Source organism: Streptococcus infantis, from assembly GCF_047460875.1.
Lineage (GTDB): Bacteria > Bacillota > Bacilli > Lactobacillales > Streptococcaceae > Streptococcus > Streptococcus infantis_AA.
This window is the reverse complement of record NZ_JASHFI010000007.1, coordinates 23,116-44,525: the sequence shown is the minus strand read 5'-3', so window position 1 is coordinate 44,525 and position 21,410 is coordinate 23,116. Positions and strand designations below refer to the sequence as shown.

At 40.0% G+C, this 21,410-nt stretch carries 19 protein-coding genes and 1 other RNA gene; 2 read left to right on the top strand and 18 right to left on the bottom strand.

Going from position 1 to position 21,410, the window contains the following annotated elements; translation table 11 throughout:
• Positions 1-25 precede the first annotated feature (25 nt).
• From tig to QM887_RS05765, 17 genes are all read right to left on the bottom strand, one after another.
• Positions 26-1,309 (bottom strand): trigger factor, encoded by a 1,284-nt coding sequence (gene tig / locus QM887_RS05845; RefSeq protein ID WP_414270939.1) that lies wholly within the window; start codon positions 1,307-1,309, stop codon positions 26-28.
• A 228-nt stretch (positions 1,310-1,537) separates the two neighbouring features.
• Complete coding sequence (locus QM887_RS05840; RefSeq protein ID WP_414270938.1) at positions 1,538-2,170, bottom strand: response regulator; 633 nt, start codon at positions 2,168-2,170, stop codon at positions 1,538-1,540.
• 11 nt (positions 2,171-2,181) lie between these two features.
• On the bottom strand, positions 2,182-3,180 hold the full coding sequence (locus QM887_RS05835; RefSeq protein ID WP_414270937.1) for a sensor histidine kinase: 999 nt from the start codon (positions 3,178-3,180) through the stop codon (positions 2,182-2,184).
• Positions 3,177-3,875, bottom strand: coding sequence for a cell wall-active antibiotics response protein LiaF (gene liaF / locus QM887_RS05830; RefSeq protein WP_414270936.1), 699 nt, complete (start codon positions 3,873-3,875; stop codon positions 3,177-3,179). The genes QM887_RS05835 and liaF overlap by 4 nt, the downstream gene beginning before the upstream one ends.
• 98 nt (positions 3,876-3,973) lie before the next feature.
• Positions 3,974-4,975, bottom strand: a complete 1,002-nt coding sequence (gene fni / locus QM887_RS05825; protein ID WP_414270935.1) for a type 2 isopentenyl-diphosphate Delta-isomerase — start codon at positions 4,973-4,975, stop codon at positions 3,974-3,976.
• The gene (locus QM887_RS05820; protein ID WP_414270934.1) at positions 4,953-5,966 is read right to left on the bottom strand and encodes a phosphomevalonate kinase; all 1,014 of its coding nucleotides are present in this window, start codon (positions 5,964-5,966) and stop codon (positions 4,953-4,955) included. The genes fni and QM887_RS05820 overlap by 23 nt, the downstream gene beginning before the upstream one ends.
• Positions 5,953-6,906, bottom strand: a complete 954-nt coding sequence (mvaD, locus tag QM887_RS05815) for a diphosphomevalonate decarboxylase (protein WP_414270933.1) — start codon at positions 6,904-6,906, stop codon at positions 5,953-5,955. The genes QM887_RS05820 and mvaD overlap by 14 nt, the downstream gene beginning before the upstream one ends.
• On the bottom strand, positions 6,888-7,766 hold the full coding sequence (mvk, locus tag QM887_RS05810) for a mevalonate kinase (protein ID WP_414270932.1): 879 nt from the start codon (positions 7,764-7,766) through the stop codon (positions 6,888-6,890). The genes mvaD and mvk overlap by 19 nt, the downstream gene beginning before the upstream one ends.
• 122 nt (positions 7,767-7,888) lie before the next feature.
• Positions 7,889-8,908 (bottom strand): choline-binding protein CbpC, encoded by a 1,020-nt coding sequence (gene cbpC / locus QM887_RS05805; RefSeq protein ID WP_414270931.1) that lies wholly within the window; start codon positions 8,906-8,908, stop codon positions 7,889-7,891.
• Positions 8,909-8,925: 17 nt separating this feature from the next.
• On the bottom strand, positions 8,926-9,927 hold the full coding sequence (gene cbpJ, locus QM887_RS05800) for a choline-binding protein CbpJ (protein WP_414270930.1): 1,002 nt from the start codon (positions 9,925-9,927) through the stop codon (positions 8,926-8,928).
• A 229-nt stretch (positions 9,928-10,156) separates the two neighbouring features.
• Complete coding sequence (locus tag QM887_RS05795; protein ID WP_414270929.1) at positions 10,157-10,846, bottom strand: response regulator transcription factor; 690 nt, start codon at positions 10,844-10,846, stop codon at positions 10,157-10,159.
• Positions 10,847-10,854: 8 nt separating this feature from the next.
• Positions 10,855-12,279, bottom strand: coding sequence for an NADP-dependent phosphogluconate dehydrogenase (gene gndA, locus QM887_RS05790; RefSeq protein WP_414270928.1), 1,425 nt, complete (start codon positions 12,277-12,279; stop codon positions 10,855-10,857).
• A 76-nt stretch (positions 12,280-12,355) separates the two neighbouring features.
• On the bottom strand, positions 12,356-13,819 hold the full coding sequence (gene mapZ / locus QM887_RS05785; protein WP_414270927.1) for a cell division site-positioning protein MapZ: 1,464 nt from the start codon (positions 13,817-13,819) through the stop codon (positions 12,356-12,358).
• Positions 13,820-13,831: 12 nt separating this feature from the next.
• Positions 13,832-14,989 carry a THUMP domain-containing class I SAM-dependent RNA methyltransferase gene (locus QM887_RS05780; protein ID WP_414270926.1) on the bottom strand — a complete coding sequence of 386 codons (1,158 nt, stop codon included), beginning with the start codon at positions 14,987-14,989 and terminating at the stop codon, positions 13,832-13,834.
• Between the two features lie 82 nt (positions 14,990-15,071).
• An RNA gene (rnpB, locus tag QM887_RS05775) (RNase P RNA component class B) lies at positions 15,072-15,452 on the bottom strand.
• An 18-nt stretch (positions 15,453-15,470) separates the two neighbouring features.
• The gene (gpsB, locus tag QM887_RS05770; RefSeq protein ID WP_414270925.1) at positions 15,471-15,800 is read right to left on the bottom strand and encodes a cell division regulator GpsB; all 330 of its coding nucleotides are present in this window, start codon (positions 15,798-15,800) and stop codon (positions 15,471-15,473) included.
• A 69-nt stretch (positions 15,801-15,869) separates the two neighbouring features.
• The gene (locus tag QM887_RS05765) at positions 15,870-16,397 is read right to left on the bottom strand and encodes a DUF1273 domain-containing protein (RefSeq protein WP_414270924.1); all 528 of its coding nucleotides are present in this window, start codon (positions 16,395-16,397) and stop codon (positions 15,870-15,872) included.
• 67 nt (positions 16,398-16,464) lie between these two features.
• Here QM887_RS05765 and recU point away from each other — a divergent pair, with 67 nt between their 5' ends.
• Both recU and pbp1a read left to right on the top strand, forming a co-directional pair.
• Entirely contained in the window at positions 16,465-17,061 is a 597-nt protein-coding gene (gene recU / locus QM887_RS05760) for a Holliday junction resolvase RecU (RefSeq protein ID WP_414270923.1), read from the top strand.
• Complete coding sequence (gene pbp1a, locus QM887_RS05755; RefSeq protein WP_414270922.1) at positions 17,058-19,220, top strand: penicillin-binding protein PBP1A; 2,163 nt, start codon at positions 17,058-17,060, stop codon at positions 19,218-19,220. Before recU ends, pbp1a begins: the two co-directional genes overlap by 4 nt.
• Positions 19,221-19,338: 118 nt before the next feature.
• Here pbp1a and QM887_RS05750 read toward each other — a convergent pair whose 3' ends face one another.
• The gene (locus QM887_RS05750; RefSeq protein ID WP_414270921.1) at positions 19,339-21,321 is read right to left on the bottom strand and encodes a peptide ABC transporter substrate-binding protein; all 1,983 of its coding nucleotides are present in this window, start codon (positions 21,319-21,321) and stop codon (positions 19,339-19,341) included.
• Positions 21,322-21,410: the final 89 nt, after the last annotated feature.

Here is a 21,410-nt window from a genome sequence, read left to right as displayed (position 1 = left end):
TCGGTGGGATTTTTATCTTTTCAGATTATTTTACTGTTGCAGTGCTTGTGATCAATTCAACAGCTTTTTTGATTGCGATATCGTGTTTCAACATTTCAGCTGAAAGCAAGCTTTGTACTTGTGCAACTTCCATGTTGTAATCTGCAGCCAATTGCTCGATTTCTTTTTGGATTTCTTCTTCTGAAGCGTCAAATCCTTCAGCTTTCGCAACTGCTTCGATAACAAGGTTAGTCTTAGTACGTGACTCAGCTTCTGCTTCGTATTGTTTGTGAAGGTCTTCCTGAGTAGTTCCAGTGATTTGGAAGTACATGTCAGGGTTAATACCTTGACGTTGCAAGTTTCCAAGGAATTCGTTTACTGAACGGTGAACTTCTTCGTGGATCATTTCTTCTGGAAGTTCTACGATTTCAGCATTTTCAACTGCTTTATCGATTGCTGCACCTTCAACTGCATCCTTGTATGCTTCTTCTTTAGCAGCAGCTAATTCTTTACGGTATTTTTCTTTCAATTCAGCAAGTGTTTCAACTTCTTCGTCGATATCTTTTGCAAGTTCATCGTCAAGAGCTGGAACTTCTTTAGCTTTTACTTCGTGGATAGTTGTCACGAATTTAGCTTCTTTACCGGCAAGGTCTTCTGCTTGGTAGTCTTCTGGGAATGTTACGATAACATCAACAGTTTCACCAGCTGAGTGTCCAACCAATTGGTCTTCAAAACCAGGGATGAATTGACCTGAACCAAGTCCAAGTGAGAAGTTTTCACCTTTTCCGCCGTCAAATTCAACACCGTCGATAGAACCAACAAAGTCGATAACAACAGTATCACCGTTTTCAGCAGCAGCTTCTTTGATCACCAATTCAGCCAAGTTATTGCGTTCACGTTCGATACGCTCTTCAACATCAGCATCAGTTACTTCTTTTTCTACATCAACTGATACTTCAAGGTTTTTGTAGTCACCCAATTTAACTTCAGGTTTTGTAACAACTTCAGCAGTGATAACCCAGTCTTGACCTTTTTCCATTGAAGTTACGTCAATTTTTGGTTGTGCAACGACTTCAAGACCAGCTTCTTTTACAGCTGCTTCATAAGCGTTTGGCAAAAGAGCGTTCATAACGTCTTGGTAAAGTGACTCTTCACCAAATTTCTTGTCAAAGATAGGACGTGGAAGGTGACCTTTACGGAAACCTGGAACATTAAGAGATTTCTTTACTGAGTTAAATACACGGTCCAATTCTGGTTTGATTTGGTCTTGAGAGATAGTGAAAGTCAAGACACCACGGTTTGTTTCTTTGTTTTCAAATGATACAGACATTCTGTCATTTCTCCTTAAAATTTTTTAATACAGTCCATTATACCATATAGTAACGACTTTTTTCAAGTCAGAAATGAGTTTTCAGGACTTCATGAGACTCTTGCTTGCTTCTAGATTGTTTCATATTCTTAATTCACTAAAAATCCTCGATTTACTAAGGAAAAACTTAAAAATTCTTCTCCCTAAGAAAAAATTTTGCTTTGGAAAAAGCGAGCCTTGCTTTCACCTCTAAAAGTCCTCATGTCCTACCAAGTGATGCTGAAAGGCATAAACTGCCGCCTGGGTGCGGTCGCTAACCTGAAGCTTTGCTAAAATATTGGAGACATGGGTCTTGACTGTCTTAAGGGAGATAAAGAGCTCATCTGCAATGCGCTGATTTTCATAGCCCTTAGCAATCAGTTGAAGAACATCGCGTTCTCGCGCAGTTAATTCTTCGTGAAGTTCCATATGATTGCGGTGGTATTCTACTTTCTTACTCACCTCTTGTTCGATCGCTAGCTCTCCAGCTGCCACCTTTTGAACAGCATGGAACAATTCATCAGCACTTGATGTCTTGAGCATATAGCCTCTAGCCCCAGCATTCAAGACTGGCATGATTTTTTCATTGTCTAGGTAAGAAGTCACGATCAAAATTTTAGCCTCCGGCCATTCTTTGAGAATAGCTAGAGTTGCGTCAATCCCATTGACTTCAGGCATGACAATATCCATGACAATCACATCTGGACGAAGCTCCAAGGCCATGGAAATCCCTTCCGCACCATTGGTTGCTTCTCCTACAACCTCTACATCATCTTGTAATTCAAAATAACTTTTTAAACCCAGACGCACCATTTGGTGGTCATCTACCAATAATAGTTTCATCTTACTTCCTCTTATCTATCCAAATCAAGCAAGGGAATGCGGATATCCACTGCTAAACCTTGCTTGGGAGCTGTTAATAATTGTATAGTCCCAGCCATATCTTCCACTCGTTCTTTGATATTGCGTAAACCATAGCTTAATTCATCAACATCATCTAGCTGAAAACCACGACCATTGTCTGCTCCCTTCAACTGTAATTCCGTTTCCGTTTGATAAAGGTAAACATCTAGACAGGAAGCTTGTGCATGACGAAGTGTATTACTAATCAATTCTTGAACAATACGAAAAATATGTTCTTCAATCTTTTTAGGTAGTGCAGTTACCTGATATTTAAAGCTTACTTTCAGCTCACTTTTTTCTTCTAGCTCTTTGAGGAGTTGCTGAATCCCCTCCACCAAGCTTTTTTGTTCCAGTTCAATTGGTCGTAGATGCAAAAGAAGAATGCGCAAGTCTCTTTGAGCTGTCTCTAAAATGGCAGTCACACTTTGCAGTTGTGTTTGCATCTTCTCTCTATCTAATTTGGAAGCTTGTTGACTGAGTCCCGATAAAATCATATGGGCAGCAAAAATTTCTTGGCTGACCGTATCATGCAAGTCACGTGCGATTCGCTTGCGCTCCTTTTCAACAATTTCTTCTTCTTTGACCAAGGCCTGATTGTCTGCTTTTTGAATAGCTTCTGTCAACAAACCAAGCTTTCCTGATAAATTTCTAAAACTTGCGTCTAAGTCAGCATCTCCCAGACTTTCAATATCTTTACCAGCTAGGAGGCGTTTGAGATTTGCTTGGATTCTTCTTCTTAAAATTTCGTCAACAATTGTCCAGAATAGGACTAATAAAAAAGCAAGGGCAAGACTAAACATTAAAGCCAGAAATAAGACTTTTTCTGTTTTTTCTAAATCTTGAAAGAGAGAAGTCCACTCCAAATCCAGAACTTTAAAAATGCTTCGAAATAGAAAAGCAACAAAGAGAAATGAGGTGAGACCGATTAAAATATAGGGCTGTTTTTTCATCCTCTCACCACCTCAACATCTCCAATCATAGTTGTCAAAAGAATCTTCACACTCTTTGGACTCTTGAGATAATCACTGGTTTCTTGATGAAATTGCTCATTACGTAAAGCTCGCTTAGGCTGGTCAAAGAAGGTTAAATCTCCATACAAAGAATTAACACTGAGGCTGACTTCTACATCCACTGGTACGATAATTCTAGTCGTACCGACCAGTTTTCTCAAGATGATGACATTATCATGATTGCTCAAAATTACGTGCTCTAGATGAATGGTATCCTTCCCCATAAGACGAAAGAGATTGATATCGTCAAAACGACAGGTCTGATAGCTTGAGAAGTGATGAAGATTTCCAAACCAGCGATTTTTCTCCTTCTTCACTGTCACAACGTCTTCAAAGACCAGATTGGTCTCTTCTCTTTCCTGATTCATCATAGGATAAAGCAAGAATAGGCTGTAAATCAGAGCCACAAAAACAGCTAGAATGACAAAGGGATTGAGCATGATGATAAATAAAAATAGGATGCTCACCGCCACTAAAATGAAGTTATTACCCTGTCTTCCAGTATAGTATCGAATCAGCAGTAAAAACAAGAGCAATATCAGTAGAAAACGGGAAAAATGCTCTGATACCATCATAATCAGAGCTCCTGTCAATAAACAAGATTCAATAAATAGAAAAATTTGGAATTTTCGCATGTAACCGTCCTCTCTATTTTATTTTATCACAAATCCCAAAAGTCACATCAGTCTGAGGAATGATAAAGAGACCGGGACTATAATCCCGATCTCTTTCCTTACATTTGATCTTTTGCTTCTTTTAATTTTCCATATAAGAGATAGTCGACCTGTTGCAAATCTTCAATCCTTGCACAATTAAGGGCACACATGATCAGACGTAGATCTTCCTTCCATCCTTCAACAATGGAAATAACAACATCAACAGAGTAATTCTCAACCAGCTCCAACATAGTACGTGATAGACCAACTGCCTTGGCTCCAAAGACCAAGCATTTAATGATATCAAGTGGATTGCGAACTCCTCCACTAACCAACAGTTCCATCTTGTCTTTCCAGTCTTGGGCATTAAGGAGAGCTTGCATAGTTGATTGACCCCAATCATTGAGGTAGTCACGTTGCCCACTGCGACGGTTTTCGATATAGGCAAAGCTTGTTCCCCCACGACCAGACAAATCAACGGTTCGTATTCCCATCTCATAAGCCTTAGCAATAGTCTTCACATCCATGCCAAAGCCGACTTCTTTTAAGACAAGAGGTACCGAGATTTGATTCGCATAATCTGCCAGATTGTTTTGCCATAATCTAAATTGACGTTCACCCTCTGGCATGAGTAGTTCTTGCATGACATTAACATGTAACTGTAAAAGAAGGGGATTCATCTCTTTGACCGTTTGCAGACCTAATTCAACAGGCTTGTCTAAGCCAATATTGGTTCCAAGAAGAAGGTTAGGGTGACTAGTTTTAACTGAGAAAGAATCATCCGATGGGTCCTTGAGAGCAGCACTGTAGGAACCAGTTACAAATAAAATTCCACAAGCCTCTGCCACCTGGGCCAATTTTTGATTGATTTCTCTCCCCTTGTCACTCCCACCTGTCATAGCATTGATATAAAAGGGGAAGTCCCATTTTCGACCAGCAAATTCTGTCGAAAGATCAATTTCATCTAAGTCATATAAGGGTAGCGAGGAGTGAATCAACTCCACTTCATCAAAACTATTATAAGAACTTTTTTGTTCAAGGGCATAGCGGATGTGTTCATCCTTCCGATTTGTCGTCATGTCCCATCCTTTCTTGATATAAGAGTTCAATTCCTAGATCAGCCCAGCGTTTTTTCAGTAATGTGGTCGAATCTTGGTCAAAGCCAAGTGCAATCCCACAGTCTCCACCACCAGCACCACTGCTCTTAGCAACAGCTTTTAAGTCTTGGCTGGCATTTTTTAATTGCCTGAGCGAAGGTGTGTAAATGTCTGAACTCAAGCCTTCTAAAAGTTGGCTGGCTTGTTCCAGCAAGTCAATAATGGTTTCTTCTTGACCTACCTCCAAAGCCTTTACCAAGTTAGCTACCGTTTCTTTTGAAGCTTGTAAAAAGCTAGAGTTCATATTATCCTTGATTTGCTTGACCATATGGCTAGACACAGCTACTTCCTTGGTCCAACCAACCATAAAATCAAATTTCAAGCTCGTTTCAACATTTCTAATAGAAAAGCCCCAATCACGTGCTAATACAGTTGGCAAGTCTTCTTTTTCTAGCCATTCTGCCACTTTCTCACGTTCAAAAGACTGATAGAGGACCAGGTCTTCTGAAACGATACAGGCAATATCCCCCATGGAACCATTATCTCCACGTTTGAAAAGTACAGCACTAGCCAGTTTAAACAAAAGGTCTCTTTCAACAGGTCTTTCATAGAAAGCAAGCATAGCCTTGATGACCAAGACAACTACACTACCACTAGAGCCCAGACCAAACTTCTTGCCCTCACGCTCCATTTTCCCACGAATATCTATGGAAAAAGGACGCAAGCCAACTCCTTGGGCAGTCAGAAATTCCTCCACCAAGGCAACTGTTTCTTGAATCAAGGTATAAGAAGAATCCGGTCGCAAATCTACACTATAGGAAAACATATCTGAGTAGAGTCGATAAACATTAGACGCTTTAATCTCAGCCGTCATATAGATGGGAATAGCCTTTATTAGCGCCAACTGTCCTGGTTCTAAAATGGCATACTCCCCAGCCCAATAGAGCTTCCCACAAGTTTTAACAATCGTCATCTTGGCTCAAATCCTTTGTTTTTGAAACGATTAAGCGATAGCGTTGACCTAAAAGTTCTGATAAATGTTCCAAGTCCTCTTCCAAGCAAAGAACCTTGACATTCGGGCCCGCATCCATGGTAAAGTAGCAAGATTCTCCTTGTTCTCTAAGCTGACGAACAAAATCCATAGCCTCATAACTAGCATCCGTCAGATAAGAGAAGGATGGAGTTGCAGTTTTTGTCGTAGCATGCATAGCCAAGGCGTTCTTTTCTGTCAAATCTCCAACTTTCTTAAAGTCATTTTCTTTAAGGTAGACTAACATATCCTTGTAATCTTGTTCAGATTGACGAATCCACTCATCAAAAGTTGTCGAAGTCTCCACACATAGCTTCATCCCATCTCGACTGGAAATTGGTTTTTTCTGGTCTTCCAAGACCAACATGATCATAGCTAGTTTCAAGTCAGTTTCGACAGGATAGATTTCTCCACTATCCTTGTCCCAAGCTGCTAAGGGGCCATAAAAACTGCGAGATGAAGAACCTGATGCAAACTTAGCTTCCAAAGCCAATTCTTTACGATCTAGTCCTAATTGGAAATAAGCATTACAAGCTTTGACCAGGGCAGACAAACCACTGGAACTTGAAGAAAGACCCGCTGCTGTTGGCATATTGTTCTTGGTATCGATACGAACAAAACCTGCTCCTTCAGGACGGTAACGGTCAATGATTTTACTCATCTTAGCATGCTCAGCTTCATTTTGTAACTGACCATTGATGTAAAAGGAATCAGCGGTTGCATCTACTGGTAATGGAGAAAGTGTTGTCTCCGTATACATATTTTCTAAAGTCAGAGAGATACTGCTAGTCGCGGGAACCATCTCTTTTTCTTTTTTCTTACCCCAATATTTGATAATAGCAATATTGGCATAGGAACGTACTGTTACAGGCTTTCGATCCATGTCTGAACAGCTCCTTTCTCTTCTAATCTTTCTGCGAGTTCTTGCGCTTGACTGACATTAGCAACCAAGGCAATGATACAGCCACCTAGACCACCACCACTCATCTTGGCACCGAGAGCACCATGGTCAAGGGAAGTTTCAACCAAGGCATCTGCCTCAGAGCTACTAACTCCAATTTCCTTTAGATTTCCATGTGCTTTGGTAAGAATCTCTCCCAGCTTCACGGCATCTTTTGTTTTTATTGCTTCTTCTGCTTCTTGGGTCAACTCTCCTAGCGCATGCAAGAAAGGTAAGGCATCCTTGCCCTTGCTCTCAACAACTTGGATGGCTTCACGAGTATGGCCATAAACACCAGTATCTGCAATGACCAAAAAAGCTGATAGATCCATGGTTAATTCTTCAAAACCAACATTCTTGATAAAACGAATAGGCTGGTCACTAAGACAGGTCTTAGCATCTAATCCGCTAGGATTCATATGGGCAATCATCTCCGCCCGATTGACTAAAATCTCTAAAACATCTCGCGAAAGTTCTGCTTGGTAATAATCAAATACCGCTCGAATGGCTGCAATGCTAATGGCTGCTGAGGACCCCATCCCCCGTTTTTCAGGAATAGCCGAGTCAATTTGACAACGGATGCAAGCATCTTTGATATTTAGATACTCGAGAGAAGCATAGACAGCCATAGACAAGGTATCCTCTTCAAACAGACGCCATGGTGTCGCTGCTGGAACCACCCGACAAGTCACTTCAACCTCTAAAAGAGGCAAAGAGATGGCCGGGTAACCATACACCACTGCATGCTCTCCTATTAAAATAATTTTACTATGTGCCTGACCGACACCAACTTCTTTTGTCATTTAATCCTACTATCAGACGAAAAGCGTCTTTTTCTAGATAAAATTTTAGAACTTTATTCCTTTCTATTTTATTATATTTTCACAAAAAAAGCGATTGTTTCCTTCACAATCGCTTGTTTTCATTACTGAACCCACTCGCCATTATAGTTGACGTAGTAGCCATCTACTTTTGTATTCACAGCCAAGGCACCTGAACTATAGGCATAGTACCATTTACCATTAACTTGGAACCAGCCTGTCTTCATATCGCCATTACTTGCGTTTAGGTAGTACCAAGTTGAGCCGTCTTGAAGCCAGCCTGTCGCCATGGCTCCTGATGAACGGAGGTAATACCAATAGCCATTGATAGAAGCCCAACCTGTTTTCATATCCCCATTTTCAGCGTCAAGATAATACCAAGATGAGCCGTCTTGATACCAGCCAGTTGCCATAGCACCTGATGAACGGAGATAGTACCACTTGTTACCAAGATATTGCCAACCCGTTTGCATAATGCCAGTTTCTGGGTCTAGGTAGTACCACGGAGCAGGTTTGCTTCTGTCAATGCCAAAAGTAACATGGAAATCTTGAGTCCAACCCTTAGCAATTTCACCAATTGGTAGTGGATAAGAAGAATCGTCGTTGGAATTTCCTAGCTTATTTAAATAATACCAATGACCATCTTCATAAATCCAACCTGTCTTTACGGCATAATCATTATCAAAATAATAAGTTCTCTTTTCAGGAGATGGAGTATATTGTTCACCATATACTTTTCCTGTATTTTCAGACGTTTTTGCCTCTAGTACTTGTTTATCTGTTTGTTCTAGCAAAGCGCCATCCGAACCAAAGTAATACCATCTTTGTTGGAGTCCAATTTCTTTTACCCCATGATTATCAAATAAATTATCTCGATAACCTGTTCCAGGAATTTCTAAGTATTGCCATCCAACTACCATTTCTCCTTTACCACCAAAATAGTAAGTTTTACCGTCTATTTTATGCCAATAGATTGCTTTATGATCATCTTTTACATAATATTTTCTATTATCCTTATCAACAAATTGGCCACCTGTGGTATCCGCAAATACAGTATTAGTAGCTAGCAAACCAAAGAAAAATGCTGTTAGTCCAACTTGCATAGTTTTTTTTAAAAGTTTCATTTATATGTCCTCCAATATTAAATCCACTCACCAGATGAGGCGAAATTATAAACTTTACCATCGATAGTTTGGCTACCTGTAACCATTGCTCCATTTGAATTGAGATAATACCAGTTTCCATTTACTTTGGTCCAACCTGTCTTCATATCTCCATTACTTGCATTTAGGTAGTACCAAGTTGAACCATCTTTCACCCAACCAGTTGCCATGGCTCCTGATGAACGGAGATAGTACCACTTGTTACCAAGATATTGCCAGCCTGTTTTCATATCGCCATTTTCAGCATCTAAATAGTACCAAGTTGAACCATCTAGATACCAACCGGTCGCCATGGCTCCTGATGAACGGAGGTAGTACCACTTATTGCCAATTTGCTTCCAACCAGTTTGCATGATACCAGTTTCTGAATCTAGATAGTACCAAGCTGAACCATCATTTATCCAACCTGCACGTCTTTCACCACCAATATAGTTTTCTCCATTAATTTCCGTTTTAGCTAGATAATACCAATTAGACTGGTCATAAAGCCAACCTGTCTCTAAAGAATAATTTTGATTAAAGTAATAGTTCGTGTAATAACGCTTCTCTTCTTTGTCTTCACGTTTTTCCCCGTACTTTCTTCCAACACTGTCTTTAGTTTTAATCTCTAATGCTTTCCAACCAACAAACTCTTGTAGCACTCCATTCTGATCGAAGTAGTACCACTCTGACTTTGGAAAACCTTCTAATCTCACACCATTAGGGTAAGGACCAATTGTACTACCTTTAGATGGAAACGGGATATATTGCCAGCCGACAACCATTTCTCCTGATACATGATCAAAATAATAGTACTTACCATCAATCACTCGCCAGTAGGTTTCTTTGAGTTCCCCCTTCTTGTAGTAGGTTCTACCATTTTCTTGGACAAATTGCCAGCCTTCTGAATCAGCATCATCTGCAAATACTGTACTAGTTGCTAACAGACCAAAGAAGAAGACTGCTAGTCCAATTTGCATCAATTTTTTCAAAAATTTCATTCTTTTATCCTCCAAAATGATTATAGCAAATGTCTTTGCTTTCGTCAATATATTAAATTTAAGAAAACAAGAATCTACTCAAAATTTGCTTTGAACTGGCAGATAAGACTAACTAATTTGTTTAAAAATAAACTGATAGACAGCACAGGTTTAGCCTCATGAAATTTTCGATAAAGATGTTCGTTTATTTAAAGATCAAAAAAAGCAGTTACAAAACTGCAACTGCTTTCTATTCCTGCATGGTATAACCAACACCACGCACTGTTTTGATGTAGCTCTTTTGACCTTTGACATCAATCTTGCTCCGTAGATATCGGATATAGACATCTACGATATTGGTCTCTGTAGCACTTTCATACTTCCAGACACTCTCTAGCAATTGTTCACGAGTTAAGACTTTCTTACTCCCCATGAGTGTAGCTAAGAGGTCATATTCACGACGAGTGAGAGCAATCATTTCATCGCCACGATAGACCGTGTGATTTTCAACATCAATTCTCAGATTTCGGTAGGCTGTTGGCACCTTCATCTGATTACAATGCTGATCAATAAAATCACGTCCACGGAAAATCGCTGAAATTCTCTCAACCAAGTTTTCGATAATGACTGGCTTATAGATGTAAGAAACTGCAAACCGCTGAATGACTTCCAGCTCTTCTTGCAAGTCTTCCCAATGATCCAAGATCATGATGACAGAAGCAGGTTTAGTTCGACTCAGCCTTTCAGCAAAGTCCTGAGCCGTCATATCTCCCAGATTAAAGTTCAATAAAATCAAATCATAATCTGTCTGAAGAGCCAGAGAAAGGGCTTTTTGCCCCTCCTCTACTAGATCAACCCGATAGTGCTCTTTCTGGAGTTCCAAACTTAAAAAATGAGCTAGATTTCTTTCTTTTTCAAGCAATAAAATCCGTTTCCCCATAGCTTGGCCTACTTTTCGTCATACCAAGAATAGTGGAAGGTTCCTTCTTTGTCTTTACGTTGGTAAGTGTGAGCACCAAAGTAGTCACGTTGCGCTTGAATCAAGTTAGCTGGAAGGTCAGCTGAACGGTAGCTATCATAGTAAGTAATAGCTGCTGAGAAGGTTGGTACTGGTACACCAGCTTGAACAGCAAGAGCTACGATATCACGCACTGCTTGTTGGTACTTAGCAGTAACATCCAAGAAGTACTCATCCAAAAGAAGGTTAGCAAGGTCTGCATCACGGTTGTAAGCATCTGTAATCTTTTGCAAGAAACGAGAACGGATGATACAGCCATCACGCCAGATAGAGGCGATGTCTGCAAATGGCAAGTTCCAGTTGTTTTCTTTAGAAGCTACACGCAATTGAGCAAAACCTTGTGCGTATGAAATGATTTTTGAGAAGTAAAGGGCTTGACGGATCTTTTCAATCAACTCAACCTTGTCACCTTCAAATTTGAAGGCAGCTGGTTTTGGAAGCACCTTGCTAGCGTGTACACGTTCTTCTTTGTAAGTAGAGATGTAACGCGCAAATACTGACTCAGTGATGAGTGACAATGGTACACCAAGGTCAAGTGATGACTGGCTAGTCCATTTACCAGTTCCCTTGTTACCTGCAGCATCAAGGATGTAATCTACGATTGGTCCATCTTGACCTTCATCATCTTTACGTCCAAGGATGTCAGCAGTGATTTCGATCAAGTAGCTGTCCAATTCACCCTTGTTCCACTCAGTAAAGATTTCAGCCATTTCTTGAGCTGAAAGACCAAGCAAGTGTTGCATGAGGTCATAGCTTTCTGCGATCAATTGCATATCCCCGTACTCGATACCATTGTGGACCATCTTCACATAGTGACCAGCTCCATCAGGACCGATGTAAGTCACACATGGTTTGCCATCTTCTGGTGCTTTTGCTGAGATTTCTTCGAGAACATCGGCAACCAATTCATAGGCTTCTTTTTGTCCGCCAGGCATGATTGAAGGACCTTCGAGGGCACCTTTTTCACCACCTGAAACCCCTGTACCGATAAAGTTGATACCTGAGTTAGCTAATTCTTCATTACGACGGATGGTATCTTTGTAGAAAGTATTTCCTCCGTCGATCAAGATATCACCTTTATCCAAGTGTGGAAGAAGGGCTTGGATGGTCGCATCTGTACCAGGTCCAGCTTGAACCATGAGCATGATACGACGTGGTTTTTCGATTGAATTTACAAAGCTTTCGATATCATAGCTTGGCACAAAGTTCTTTTCAGGGTGGCAAGCAATCACATCTTCTGTTTTTTCTTTACTACGGTTATAGATAGCTACTGTGTAGCCACGAGATTCGATATTTAGGGCAAGGTTACGACCCATCACGGCCATACCTACGACACCAAAGTTAGCTTTTGTCATGTGACACTCCTCTTATTTAATATGTTTTATTTTATCATGTTTATCTGTGAAAAGAAAGAATTTTATAACAATTTGACTAGTAGTCTAAGTCATCCGCATGGCCTGACCCATTTCCTACAAAGTATCCTGTCTTACAGTTAAGAGTAAAGAGATAGGTTCCATCAGGTTTATACAGATTGTAATAGCCATTACCATTAACAATATTCACAGGTTCCAAAATGTATTGGTTACCCGTAATGTAGCCACGCGCACGTGAGGTCGCAAGGATTTGCTCCAGAACACCATCTGCAAAGGTCCAGGCAGGATTACTACTATCGTTTACAGCAGATTGATTATACGGCACTCGGCTAGCGCTTCTTTGCAAATTAACACCTTCGCTTGATAATCCACTATCAAGGATATTGTTAGCCGAAGCAGATTCACCAGTGGAAGTTGATGGACTAGTGGAGTTGCTAGCATTACTTTCAGTAGTTGAACTTGACTCTGTTTGATTCGATGAACTTGCTTGACTACTACTTGAGCTTGTAGAACTTGAAAGTTGGCTCTTACCGAGGCTAATCGCCTTATCTAGCAGTTTGTCAATCTCTGTATTACCAGTCTTAACTTCGGTAAATTTGGCATCTGCCTTAACCTTAGCATTCGTATCTAAGACACCATCAGTGATAGCTGGGGTTTCAAACTGAGCATTGACATCTTGAACTGCCTTGATTTGTGTTTCAAGACTATCATATTTTGACTTAACGAGAGTATGTTCTCTCGCCCCTTCAAGTTTGTCCAAAAGGGCTTTAAGCTGACTCAATTGACCAAATTGACTGTTTTTTAAAGCAGTCTTATTTTGGTCAGTATAAAAAGTGTCATATAAACTATTGAATTGATCTAGGATCGCCTGGTTACTCACCAAGCCAGCATCAGATGATTGAGACTGAATTTCTTGTGAAGAGCGAGAGATTTGACGGTAGACATAGTAGCCACTTCCTAAAATAAGAATAATAACTGCTACCACTGCCGATAAGATAAACCATACTTTTTTGTTCTGTGGTTCATCTTCTGCTTGAGAAGAGCGAGACAGGGATTGAAGTTCCTCTTGCAAAGCTTCATCATCCTCGACCACAAGGGCCTCCGTTGCAGGTTCCACTAAGTTTTTATCCATAACCAAGGTTTCTTCTAGTGGTGGGAGGATGAATTCTTGACCTTCTTTTCCCTCTTCTTCATCAAACTTCTCTGATTCAGAGACTTCTTCTACTGATTCTGCCTCTTCTTCAATCGTTTCTTTGGCATCTTGAAGCAAATCATCTAAGCTTTGAAGTTCCTCTTTCTTAGCCTGAATGTTTGTAAATTTATCAGCCTCGATTTCTTCACGGTGTTGTTTAATGTATTTGTCCAAAATGGAATCATCAGGAGTCACTCCTGCTTCAATTTCTTCATTTTTTCGAATAACCTGTCCAACCGTTAAATCCTTAGCTTCCTCAAAATCAAACTGAGGTTCTTGGGAGGTTTCCTCAGGTTCTACAATTTCTTCTTTTTTATCCTTTGGATCCATGGCAACTCCTTTCTAATCTACGGGGTTTCTTTTAACACGTTGACCAAAATATTGATATAAATCAACTTTCAAAGTACCATTATAGAGTTTTCGTTTTTTATCAGCCTGACTCCCATACTTGCTTTCAAAAGCTTCGTCACTAGTCAGGATAAACTTACTCCAAGTCTTAAGTGGTTCAAAAACCTCACCCATTTCAGCGTAGAGTTTGGTCACTCCTGCATCATCTGACAGACGTTCCCCATAAGGTGGATTAGAGATGATAACTCCATTAATCTTGTCTGAACGCAAATCCTGTACACGCATCTGCTTAAAGAGAATATCTCCAGATACTCCTGCAGCCTGGGCATTTGCCTTAGCAATTTCCACCATGCGTCCATCGATATCACAGCCCATGATATCCAGTTCAATCTCTCGATCTATTTGCTTACTAGCTTCAGTTCTGACTTCTTGAATCAAGCGGTCACTGACCCAGTTCCATTCTTCAAAAGCAAAGGAACGACGCAAACCTGGCGCCATCTTACGTGCAATCATAGCAGCTTCAATACAAAAAGTTCCAGAACCACAGGTTGGATCAATCAAAGGCTTATCTGGATACCAGTTTGACAGTTGCAAAATCGCCGCTGCCATATTCTCCTTGATCGGAGCCCCACCCTTTTCAGTGCGGTAACCACGCTTAAAGAGACTTGAGCCAGTAGTATCAATCATCACAGTTGCCACATCTTTCAAAATTGAAACTTCAATCTTGAACTCTGGTCCATTTTCTATGAGAGGGACACCCTCTGGCCGTGCATAATGTTTTTGTAATTTCTTAACAACTGCCTTCTTAGATATCGCTTGTACACTCGGTTCATTGTGTAATTTTGACTTAACACACTTAGCCTTGGAAATTGGGAAACGGGCCCCAAGTGGGAGATAGTTTTCCCAATCTAAGGCAAAAACACCTTGAAAGAGTTCTTCAAAGGTTTTTGCAGGAAAAGTTCCCACAACGATTTTTATCCTATCCGCAGCTCTTAGCCACAGGTTGGTTTGGATGATTGCTTTCACATCACCTTGAAAACGAACTCGTCCATTCTCAACTTGACAATCATAACCAAGATCGCGTACCTCACGCCCAACTACAGCTTCCAAACCAGCTGCAGCAGTCGCAATTAAATTAAATGTTTGTTTCATTTCAGTCTTTTGTAGATCTTTCTTTGTTCACTTTAAAAAATGAGGTTGAGAAATATGTCTCAGCCCCAACCTATATGCAATTTTCTATAAGCCATGTTTTGTTCCAGAAGTGACTAGGACCACTTCCTTCGATAATCATCTGTCTACCACTAGCAGCTCTAGCTGATAGCAGTCAGAGTACTACGTTCGTTTCCGCGCACTCCATGCCCCGACCAAAATTTGGGTTGCTAGCTTGAGGGGTTTACCGCGTTCCACTCTCTCCGTTTCCAGAAAGACTCCGTCACTGTGGCACTTTCAAGCCTACTCTGACCTATCAAAAGACTTAGCCATTTCAACTGCCGTAACGATTTCTCGTCCCTAGGCTTATGGTTTCGCCTAGCACAAACACTACAGGCATCACAGCCTGTGCTAGCATGGACTTTCCTCATGAAAAGAAACTCTCTTCACGCGATTATCCAAAAATTGCACAATAAAATCATTCTTAGAAATCAGAATTATCCAAGATTTGTTTGCCAAATACTTCTTTTTCAAGACGATTCAAACGTTTCAAAATATCAAAGTTTGTCATTGAAGTCGTACTTCCAAGCTCTGCTGATTCAGAAGCTACTGGTGTCACTTGAGGTTTTTTCGACAATTCCTCCTTCAACTCTGCAATTTCTAAACGGAGTGACTTCACTAGTGCAGCATAAGTTTCATAATCCTTGATGACATCATCCAAAAATTCATCCACTTCTGCTTTACTATATCCACGTACTTCTCTTCCAAATTCCTGTTCAAAAATATCTTTCGCTGTAAAAATAATACTTGCCATGTCTCTCTCCATTCTCAGTTGCTAGTATTATTATATAAAAAAAGGCAAACAAAAAGCAAGGTCAAAGGCTCAATTTTCGGAAAAATTTTGGGCTACTTCATTCAATTCTTCAAATGTTAATCTTTTTGTAACATAGTTGTCTTTCTTTTTCATCAGTTCGTAAAAATATCTCAGTTTTGTTTCATTTTCTTCATCATAAAAAAGATAGGCACCATCTGTATTTTCAAGTAAGAAAAGTTGATAGTCTCGTAATTGACCCTTGTGTTCATAGTTCGGATAGGCGTATTTTACAAAATCAACTTGTTTAAATTCACTAAGTTTAACCTGATTTCCCTCATTCCAATTATCTCCATGAGTTTCAAAATCAAAAATAGTTGCTAGTTGGAAACCAAAGTCAGCTTTCATTTCTTTGGCTACCTCTAAAACCCAGTGTTCAAAGCCCAATGTCCCTGTAAATACTAGCCATTTGAGACCATCTTCTGCTAGTTTTTCTAAATCACTACGAATGGCTTTTTTGATAATTTTTAGACGAATATCCTTGTCATTAAATAATCCTAGATCAAAGGAAGAATAGCCTAAAATCAAGGCTGTATGCATTTTTTCACCCTTTCTGTCTACGTTTATGGTATAATAGAGTGATGTTATTGTACCAATAAGGAGAACTATGGTCAACTATCCGCATAAAATTTCATCAAAAAAAAGGCCGCAGCCCACTTCACAAACTAAAAATTTCGCAAATCGTGGGATGTCCTTTGAGAAGATGATCAATGCTACAAACGATTATTATCTGACACACGGTTTGGCTGTCATCCATAAGAAACCAACTCCTGTGCAGATTGTCCGTGTAGATTATCCGCAGCGTAGTCGTGCTAAAATTGTCGAAGCTTATTTTAGACAAGCATCTACAACCGACTATTCAGGAGTTTATGAGGGATTTTACATCGATTTCGAAGCTAAGGAAACCAAGCAAAAACATGCTATTCCGATGAAAAACTTCCATCCTCATCAGATTCAACATATGGAACAAGTCCTTGAACAAAAAGGGATTTGCTTTGTCCTGCTTCACTTTTCTTCTTATCAAGAAACGTATTTATTGCCGGCATTTGACCTCATCCGTTTTTATCATCAGGATATGGGGAAAAAATCTATGCCGCTTGACTATATCAAAGAATTCGGTTATGTGATTGAGCAGTCTGCTTTTCCACAAATTCCTTACCTTGATACAGTCAAACAACATTTACTAGGTGGTAAAACAATATGAACAAACAAACTATCTTGCGCATCGTTAAATACCTCAGCATTTGCTTGCTAAGTCTATTTATCGCAGTGTCCCTGCTTGGTGGTGGTGTCTTTCTATACTATGCAAACAAGGCTCCAGATCTTTCGGAGAGTAAACTTGTTGCAACTACTTCAAGTAAGATTTATGACAGCAAAAATGAGCTTATCGCTGATTTAGGAGCTGAGCGTCGTGTCAACGCTCAAAGTAGTGAAATTCCTACTGACCTTGTCAATGCGATTGTCTCTATCGAAGATCACCGTTTCTTTAACCATAGAGGAGTTGATAGCATCCGTATAGCTGGAGCTTTCCTACGTAATCTTAGTAGTAGTGGTGGACTCCAAGGGGGATCTACCTTGACCCAGCAGTTAATTAAGTTAACTTACTTCTCAACATCAACAGCGGATCAAACTCTATCCCGTAAAGTTCAAGAAGCCTGGTTAGCCATTCAATTAGAACGGACTGCAACCAAGCAGGAGATCTTGACCTACTACATTAACAAAGTCTACATGTCAAATGGTAACTATGGTATGCAGACTGCTGCAGAGAACTATTATGGCAAGGATCTAAAAGATCTTTCTATTCCGCAACTAGCACTCTTAGCAGGTATGCCACAGGCTCCAAACCAATACGATCCTTATTCACATCCCGAAGAAGCGCTTGAAAGACGTAATCTCGTCTTGTCAGAGATGCAAAAACATGGTTACCTCACTGCTGAACAATATGAAACAGCCATCAATACACCAATTACTGATGGACTTCAAAGTCTAAGAGCTGTTAATAGTTATCCTCAGTATTTGGATAACTACCTTAAAGAGGTTATTGACCAAGTAGAACAAGAAACAGGCTATAACTTATTAACAACTGGAATGGAAGTCTATACAAACGTAGATCAAGAAGTTCAAAAACGCCTTTGGGACGTATATAACACAGATGAATACGTAAACTATCCTGATGATGAATTCCAAGCTGCATCTACAATCGTGGATGTCACAAATGGTAAAGTCATTGCCCAACTCGGTTCTCGTCACCAATCAAGCAACGTATCCTTTGGTATTAACCAAGCAGTGGAAACCAACCGTGACTGGGGTTCAACCATGAAACCAATCACAGACTATGCTCCTGCACTTGAGTATGGCATCTATGACTCAACAGCATACATGCTTAAAGATGCTCCTTACAACTATCCAGGTACAAATATTCCTGTTTACAACTGGGATAAATCATATTTCGGAAACATTACCCTTCAATATGCTCTCCAACAATCCCGTAATGTTACAGCAGTTGAAACGCTTGAAAGGGTCGGATTAGATCAGGCTAAAACTTTCCTAAATGGTCTAGGAATTGATTACCCAAGCCTCCACTATGCCAACGCCATTTCAAGTAATACAACAGAATCTAATAAACAATACGGTGCTAGTAGTGAAAAAATGGCCGCTGCCTATGCTGCTTTTGCCAACGGTGGTATCTACCACAAACCAATGTATATCAATAAGGTTGTCTTTAGTGACGGCAGTTCGAAAGAATTCTCTGACGCTGGAACACGCGCCATGAAAGAAACAACCGCCTACATGATGACTGAAATGATGAAAACTGTACTTGCCTACGGAACAGGTCGTGGTGCCTACATGTCCTGGTTGCCTCAAGCAGGTAAGACAGGGACATCTAACTATACAGATGATGAAATTGAAAATTACATTAAGAGATACGATTATGTCGCACCTGATGAAATGTTTGTAGGATACACCCGTAAGTATTCTATGGCTGTTTGGACAGGTTACTCTAATCGCCTTACTCCTATCACAGGAGATGGATTTAGAGTAGCGGCCAACATCTATCGCTCAATGATGCAGTACCTTTCCGAGGATGATCACCCAGGTGATTGGACAATGCCTGAAGGAGTTTATAGAAGTGGAGAATTCGTCTTCAAAAACGGAGCACGAAGTAACTGGATTCCACAGTCAACTCAAGCAAGTACGACAACTGAGAGTCCAAGTTCAACTTCAACTTCCACAACGGAAGCTCAAGCTCCTTCTACCCAAAATACGAACGGCGCAACCAATCCAAATGCCTCAGTACCAAATACAACTACAAATACTCAACAACAAAACCCAGCCCCACAAAATACACAAGGGCAACAATAAAACATGATAAAGACCTGAGAAATATACCTCAGGTCTTTTCTTGTCCACCGTAGAAGGAAGTCAAAATTTTAACAATTGAATTTAAAAAGTGGAGTTAGTTCCCTAACTCCACCGACTATTATTTCACATGTTTTGCAAGATCTTCTTGCGCTTTTTTATTAGATTCTTCTTTTTCTTTCTTCCATTTATCTTGAGCTTTTTGATATTCATCAGCAGTTACTGGCTTATCTTGAAGTTCAAGGTATTTGTACAAGAGAGCTTCACTTGTTCCCTTATTACCTGAGTAAGCAAATGGAAGTGTGAATGGCACCATCTTAGACAACATTGGACGACCAGTTTTAGAAGTTGTTGGGATGATCAAAGCACTATCTGTCAACCAAGCTTGGGCAGCAGCATATTTTTCATAACGTTTTGAAATGTCTTTCACTTCTGCACCAGCTTCAACAACCATTTTTTCGTAGTCTTCCAAACCAACTTGTTTAGCTGCTGCATTATTTGTACCAGCATCAAATCCTAGATAAGTCTTAGTATTATCACCCACAGATGGTTTGATAATATCAAGGTAGGTAGATGGGTCAATGTAGTCTGGTCCCCATCCAACGTTATCTGAGAGATCCCAATCTTCTCCAGCTGCCGTTTCAGCAAAGTATGTAACATTGAGAACTTCATCTTTTTGAAGTTGTTGGATATCAACGATAACATTGTCAGTTCCTAATGTTGCTTCAAGTGATTGTTTCAATGATTGAACACGCTGAACTTTTGTAGTATTGGTTTGGTCAACCGGCATATCCAAGTGGATTGGGAATTGAACACCTTCCGCTTGGAGAGCTGTCTTGGCTTTAGCAAATTCTGCTTTCGCTTTTTCAGGATTGTAAAGACCATCTTGAGCGTCGTCTAGATTAACATCTTTCCACTCGTCTCCATAGGTCACCAATTTTTCCTTAACTAATTCGCCAAAGTTTTTACCGTCTGCTTGAACAAATGTTGGTGGTACAAACAAGTTACGAAGTAGTTTTGTTGCTCCGCTTTCTCCGTTGACTTGGGAAGCATAGGCTGTTCTATCAAAACCAAAAGCAATGGCTTGACGGAAGTCTTTGTTAAGGAGAGCTTTTTTAGTTGAAGTCTTTTGTTCATCTGTAGTCTTAGAAGTGTACTTGTAAGACTGACGGTCAATATTAGTACCTACTAAATAAGTAGTAGAATCTTGTGGTGTATAAACGATGTTGTCTTTAAACTCTTTTTCAAGTTCAGGATAACTTGCACTTGTCGGGAAGAGACGAGCCATTGTAAAGCTTCCATCTTTGAAGTTTTCTGCAAGTTTTCCTGTATCTTGACCATCCCAGAATGAAAGTTTTACTTTATCAATGTGAACATTGTCCTTATCCCAGTAGTTTGGATTCTTTTCAAATTCTACTGAAGATTTAGCGACCAATGATTTCAACAAGAAAGGTCCGTTATAAAGAATACTGCTTGGATCAGTTGCTTTGGCAAAATCACTTCCTTTAGAAGTAAGGAATTCTTCATTAACCGGTGCAAGAACACCCATGGTTGTCTTAGAATTCCAGAAGCTTTCTGGTTTATTCAAAGTATATTGAACCGTTTGATCATCAATTGCCTTGATTCCAACTTCAGCAAAGTCTTTTACTTCACCTTTTACATAAGCATCCAGACCTTTAATGGATTCTTGAACAAGATAAAGGGCTTCTGACTTATTATCAGCTGCATATTTAAGACCTGTTACAAAGTCTTGAGCTTTCACAGGCGCATACTCTTCTCCTTCAGAAGTGTACCACTTAGCATCTTTACGGATTGTGTAAGTGTAAGTCAAGCCGTCTTGAGATACTGACCAGTCTTCTGCCATAGATGGCACGAAGTTCCCGTAGCGGTCATTTTCGAGCAAGCCATCGATCACATTACTAGTAATGTCAGCAGTTGCTGCCTTACCAGTTGTTAAGTAGTTCAGGTTATCTGGATCTGTTTCATAAACATAAGAAAAAGTTTTCTCACCTTTTGCACTAGAGCCTGAACCTGAACAAGCTGCCAAAACACCTGACGCTAACAGAGTTACTCCTGCTAGGGCCATTACTTTTGAAAATTTCATAATAAACTCCTTTTTGACTTTTTATACATTATAGTCCCTTTTTAGCCAAGTGTCAATACAATTTTCAGAATTTTTCTAATTTATTTAAA

What these genes read in the sequence shown, in the direction of transcription:
- tig (WP_414270939.1), bottom strand. Translation starts at nt 1,309, where the DNA reads ATGTCTGTATCATTTGAAAACAAAGAAACAAACCGTGGTGTCTTGACT.
- QM887_RS05840 (WP_414270938.1), bottom strand. Translation starts at nt 2,170, where the DNA reads ATGAAACTATTATTGGTAGATGACCACCAAATGGTGCGTCTGGGTTTA.
- QM887_RS05835 (WP_414270937.1), bottom strand. Translation starts at nt 3,180, where the DNA reads ATGAAAAAACAGCCCTATATTTTAATCGGTCTCACCTCATTTCTCTTT.
- liaF (WP_414270936.1), bottom strand. Translation starts at nt 3,875, where the DNA reads ATGCGAAAATTCCAAATTTTTCTATTTATTGAATCTTGTTTATTGACA.
- fni (WP_414270935.1), bottom strand. Translation starts at nt 4,975, where the DNA reads ATGACGACAAATCGGAAGGATGAACACATCCGCTATGCCCTTGAACAA.
- QM887_RS05820 (WP_414270934.1), bottom strand. Translation starts at nt 5,966, where the DNA reads ATGACGATTGTTAAAACTTGTGGGAAGCTCTATTGGGCTGGGGAGTAT.
- mvaD (WP_414270933.1), bottom strand. Translation starts at nt 6,906, where the DNA reads ATGGATCGAAAGCCTGTAACAGTACGTTCCTATGCCAATATTGCTATT.
- mvk (WP_414270932.1), bottom strand. Translation starts at nt 7,766, where the DNA reads ATGACAAAAGAAGTTGGTGTCGGTCAGGCACATAGTAAAATTATTTTA.
- cbpC (WP_414270931.1), bottom strand. Translation starts at nt 8,908, where the DNA reads ATGAAACTTTTAAAAAAAACTATGCAAGTTGGACTAACAGCATTTTTC.
- cbpJ (WP_414270930.1), bottom strand. Translation starts at nt 9,927, where the DNA reads ATGAAATTTTTGAAAAAATTGATGCAAATTGGACTAGCAGTCTTCTTC.
- QM887_RS05795 (WP_414270929.1), bottom strand. Translation starts at nt 10,846, where the DNA reads ATGGGGAAACGGATTTTATTGCTTGAAAAAGAAAGAAATCTAGCTCAT.
- gndA (WP_414270928.1), bottom strand. Translation starts at nt 12,279, where the DNA reads ATGACAAAAGCTAACTTTGGTGTCGTAGGTATGGCCGTGATGGGTCGT.
- mapZ (WP_414270927.1), bottom strand. Translation starts at nt 13,819, where the DNA reads ATGGATCCAAAGGATAAAAAAGAAGAAATTGTAGAACCTGAGGAAACC.
- QM887_RS05780 (WP_414270926.1), bottom strand. Translation starts at nt 14,989, where the DNA reads ATGAAACAAACATTTAATTTAATTGCGACTGCTGCAGCTGGTTTGGAA.
- gpsB (WP_414270925.1), bottom strand. Translation starts at nt 15,800, where the DNA reads ATGGCAAGTATTATTTTTACAGCGAAAGATATTTTTGAACAGGAATTT.
- QM887_RS05765 (WP_414270924.1), bottom strand. Translation starts at nt 16,397, where the DNA reads ATGCATACAGCCTTGATTTTAGGCTATTCTTCCTTTGATCTAGGATTA.
- recU (WP_414270923.1), top strand. Translation starts at nt 16,465, where the DNA reads ATGGTCAACTATCCGCATAAAATTTCATCAAAAAAAAGGCCGCAGCCC.
- pbp1a (WP_414270922.1), top strand. Translation starts at nt 17,058, where the DNA reads ATGAACAAACAAACTATCTTGCGCATCGTTAAATACCTCAGCATTTGC.
- QM887_RS05750 (WP_414270921.1), bottom strand. Translation starts at nt 21,321, where the DNA reads ATGAAATTTTCAAAAGTAATGGCCCTAGCAGGAGTAACTCTGTTAGCG.